The organism is Pseudonocardia xishanensis (assembly GCF_039541715.1).
Classification (GTDB): Bacteria; Actinomycetota; Actinomycetes; order Mycobacteriales; family Pseudonocardiaceae; genus Pseudonocardia; species Pseudonocardia xishanensis.
Map to the genome: position 1 here is coordinate 1 of NZ_BAABGT010000127.1, position 3081 is coordinate 3081.

General features: G+C 70.8%; 3 protein-coding genes. All 3 read right to left on the reverse strand.

Annotation, left to right across the window (positions count from 1 at the left end; all coding sequences use genetic code 11):
• Window positions 1-83: 83 nt before the first annotated feature.
• From ABD993_RS36430 to ABD993_RS36440, 3 genes are read right to left on the reverse strand one after another with little or no spacing between them, the layout of a single operon-like run.
• Window positions 84-1520: a hypothetical protein gene (locus tag ABD993_RS36430; protein ID WP_345428952.1), complete on the reverse strand. Its 1437-nt coding sequence runs from the start codon at window positions 1518-1520 to the stop codon at window positions 84-86.
• A gap of 12 nt (window positions 1521-1532) precedes the next feature.
• Window positions 1533-1892 carry a helix-turn-helix domain-containing protein gene (locus ABD993_RS36435; protein WP_345428954.1) on the reverse strand — a complete coding sequence of 120 codons (360 nt, stop codon included), beginning with the start codon at window positions 1890-1892 and terminating at the stop codon, window positions 1533-1535.
• Complete coding sequence (locus tag ABD993_RS36440) at window positions 1889-2965, reverse strand: tyrosine-type recombinase/integrase (protein ID WP_345428956.1); 1077 nt, start codon at window positions 2963-2965, stop codon at window positions 1889-1891. The genes ABD993_RS36435 and ABD993_RS36440 overlap by 4 nt, the downstream gene beginning before the upstream one ends.
• Between the last annotated feature and the right edge of the window lie 116 nt (window positions 2966-3081).

The window sequence follows — 3081 nt, forward strand, 5'->3', positions numbered from 1 at the left end:
GTTGTGGGGCCTGGGACTGCCGTGGGTTCAGGCTGGACTCGACTTGTGCAGCACGAGGCTCGACGACGTGGTGATCGGGGGGATCAGGGGCCGAGTGCCTGGTGCTCGATGGGGCGCTCGCTGAGGTTGCGGGCGATCTCGGCGTAGTCGATGGCGGTCTGGGTGCTGAGGTTGAACGCTGAGGCGAGGTGCAGCGGGTCCGCGGTGACTGCGAGGGCCTCGTGCAGGACTCGGTCGGCTCGCAGCCGCTCGAGCGGGATGTGCTGCATGGCCAGGTGCCAGCTCAGGTAGTGATCGGAGACCGGCTCGGTCCCGCCTGCGGTGGCGCGGGAGACCAGGACGTGTCGGTTCGGGGTGTGCGGCCAGAGCCGCCGGCGGTGGGTCAGCCACTCGACCAGCAGCCGGTGAGGTAGGTCGGGCAACTGCTGGGTGCTGTCGTTGATCCGGATCCGCCGCCGGGCGAGGTCGACATCGTCCAGGGTGAGCAGTCGGATCGCGGTGGCTCGGGCGGCATAGACACCGACCAGACCGACCACCAGGCGCTGCGCTGGAGTCACGGCCGCGTGCTTGACCGCGGCGATCTCCGCGGCGGTCATCGGTAGGACCGAGCGTTTCGGGGCCCGACCGACGTGCAGGCGCCGGGCCGGGTCGGTGAAGACGATCCGGCGGCGGCGAGCGAACCCGAACAACGAGCGCAGCGAGGTGAACACCCCGGCCCGCTCGTGTCCTGCCAACCCGCCCAGAGCGATCCGGACGTCGGTCTCGGTGACTTCCCGCAGGTGCCTGTAGCGCTGTGACCAGCCAAGTAGATGTGGCTGGACCCGCCCGAAGTAGGCGTAGATCGTGCTGGTCGACCGGGGTCGGGCCCGGTCACCGCCGACGTGGAGCTCGAGCAGCCACTCGTTGATCGGCTCGGCGAACCCGGGCGGGAGCTGCGCGCTCTTGCGGTCGATCCAGACCCGGATGGCCGGCACCGAGTCGTCGACGAGCATGCCGTGCTCGTGAAGGACCGCAGCCGCCAACTTCGCGGTCGCGGCGACGCGAAGCACCTTGGTCAGGTCGCTGCGCCGGACGTTGTGTCTTTCCGGGTCCCCGCCCTCCGGTCGTGTGAGCTGGCCGAAGAGGCCGACCACCAGCCCTGCGATGGTGGCCGGCGAGCATCCGGCCGCTTGGGCGCGTTCGACCGCGTGGTGCAGCACTCGCCGCGCCGACTCGTTGATCGACGGGTCGGCCAGGACCGCATCGACGTCGACGCAGGGGCGGGTGGTCCGGGGCGGGGCGCAGGTGTGGCAGCGAGTCCGACGTCGAGTCGTGTGAGCGATGGTGAAGTCGATGGCGTTCCCGCAACGGGTGCAGTCGCCGGTCTCGTGGTCCGGGCGGGCGCGGCGTCGGGCGGCCACCGACGGGCGGCAGCCGTGGCAGTGCTCGCGGGGTCGGCCGCCTCGCCCGCCCGGGGCCTGCCGGATCGGGCCGTCGCAGGTCCGGCAGGCCCGCGCCGTGGATCCTTCGGACTGGCTCACCCGTCGGCCCGGTCAGCGTGGCGGAAGTGAGCGCCCGGACCTGGGCTTCGGCGTGATCCGCCGGACACCCCCGGACCCGGCGCCGGACCCGGCGTCAGAGCCGGCACCGGCTGCTCGGGTCACCGGCTCGTCCGACCCAGCCGGAGCCGGGACCTTGTCCGGCTCGACGGTGATCAGCTCCTCGATCCCGCAGCCCAGAACCGCGCAGAACGCGTCCAGCTCGTCCGGGCGCAACACGTTCGGCTGCCCCGACCACAGCCCCGACATCTTCCCGACGCTGATCTCCAGACCCCGCTCGGCGAGAAGGCGGCGTAGCTCGCTGGCCTTCCAGATCCCTCGGTTCGCCGCCGCCAGCCGCAGGTTCCACCTCATCGGACCAGTCCCTCCCAGCGCTGCGCGGCGCGCTTGTGTCCCGACGCGACGGCGTCCTCGACCCGAGTGCTGCGTGCGTGGACATACCGCATCGTCGTCGAGATCCACGAATGCCCGAGCAGCTCCTGGATCGCGATGATGTCCACTCCCCCGTCGTAGAGCTGGCTGGCGCAGAAGTGCCGCAACACGTGCGGTGTCAACCGCCCCGCCCACCCGGGCAGATGCCGGACGACCGCGCCCTGCAACGCCGTCCGGACCGTGTCCGCGGTCAACCTCGTCCCCGGCCCGCCCTCGCCGCGGCGCTCCGAAGGGAACAACGGCGCCCCGGGCAACGAGTAGTCACAGTCGAACCGGCCCCAGATGTCCTCGACGAACCACGCCAACACCTCGTCCGCTCCGTTGATCAACGGCACCAGTCGCTGCCGGGGCCCGCTGCGGCGGGCGCCCTTCCCGTGCCGGACGTCGAGCTTGCCGAACCGGCCCAGCTCCCACCGCACGTCGGCGACATCGAGCATCCTGGCCTCGTTGATCCGCAGACCGACGTCGGCCAAGAGCCGGGCCACCGCATAGTTGCGTGCCCTCGGCGCGAACTTGCGACACGACGCCAGCTCCTCGCGCCACCCCGTGAACAGCTGCTCGATCTCCGCCGGGGTCGGCGGGATCCGCACCTTCGCCGCGACCGCCATCCGCGGCCGGTTCATCTCATCGACCGGGCACTCCACCAGCCGCCCGGTCAGCTCGTGCAGCTCCACCCCGTGCCGTAGCACCAGGTACTCGAAGTAGGTGACCAGCGCCTGCGCCCGACCCGCCCGGGTCGAGCCCGACACCTCGCGCAACACGGACCCGAAGTAGCGGTCCGCGTCACGCGGCTCCAACTCCCACAACGGACGCCCGAACCAGTCCCGCACCTGCGCCAGATGCGAGAGATCCCCGCGGATGCTGCTGTCCACCAACCCGGCCGCATGCCGCGCCAGCACGAACTCCGCCAACACATCGCACTCGAAATCGGCCAGCTCCTCCTCGGTCGCCGGAACCCGCCGCTCCCGCAACGACCGCACCGCCGCGAGCGACAAACCGACCCCCTCGAAGTTCAGCCAGAGTGAAAGAACATCACCCTCAAGGTGATCTTGTCACAGGGGCCGATCTGATCTCAAGATCAAACATCGACGCCCACACCCCGTGCAGGCCC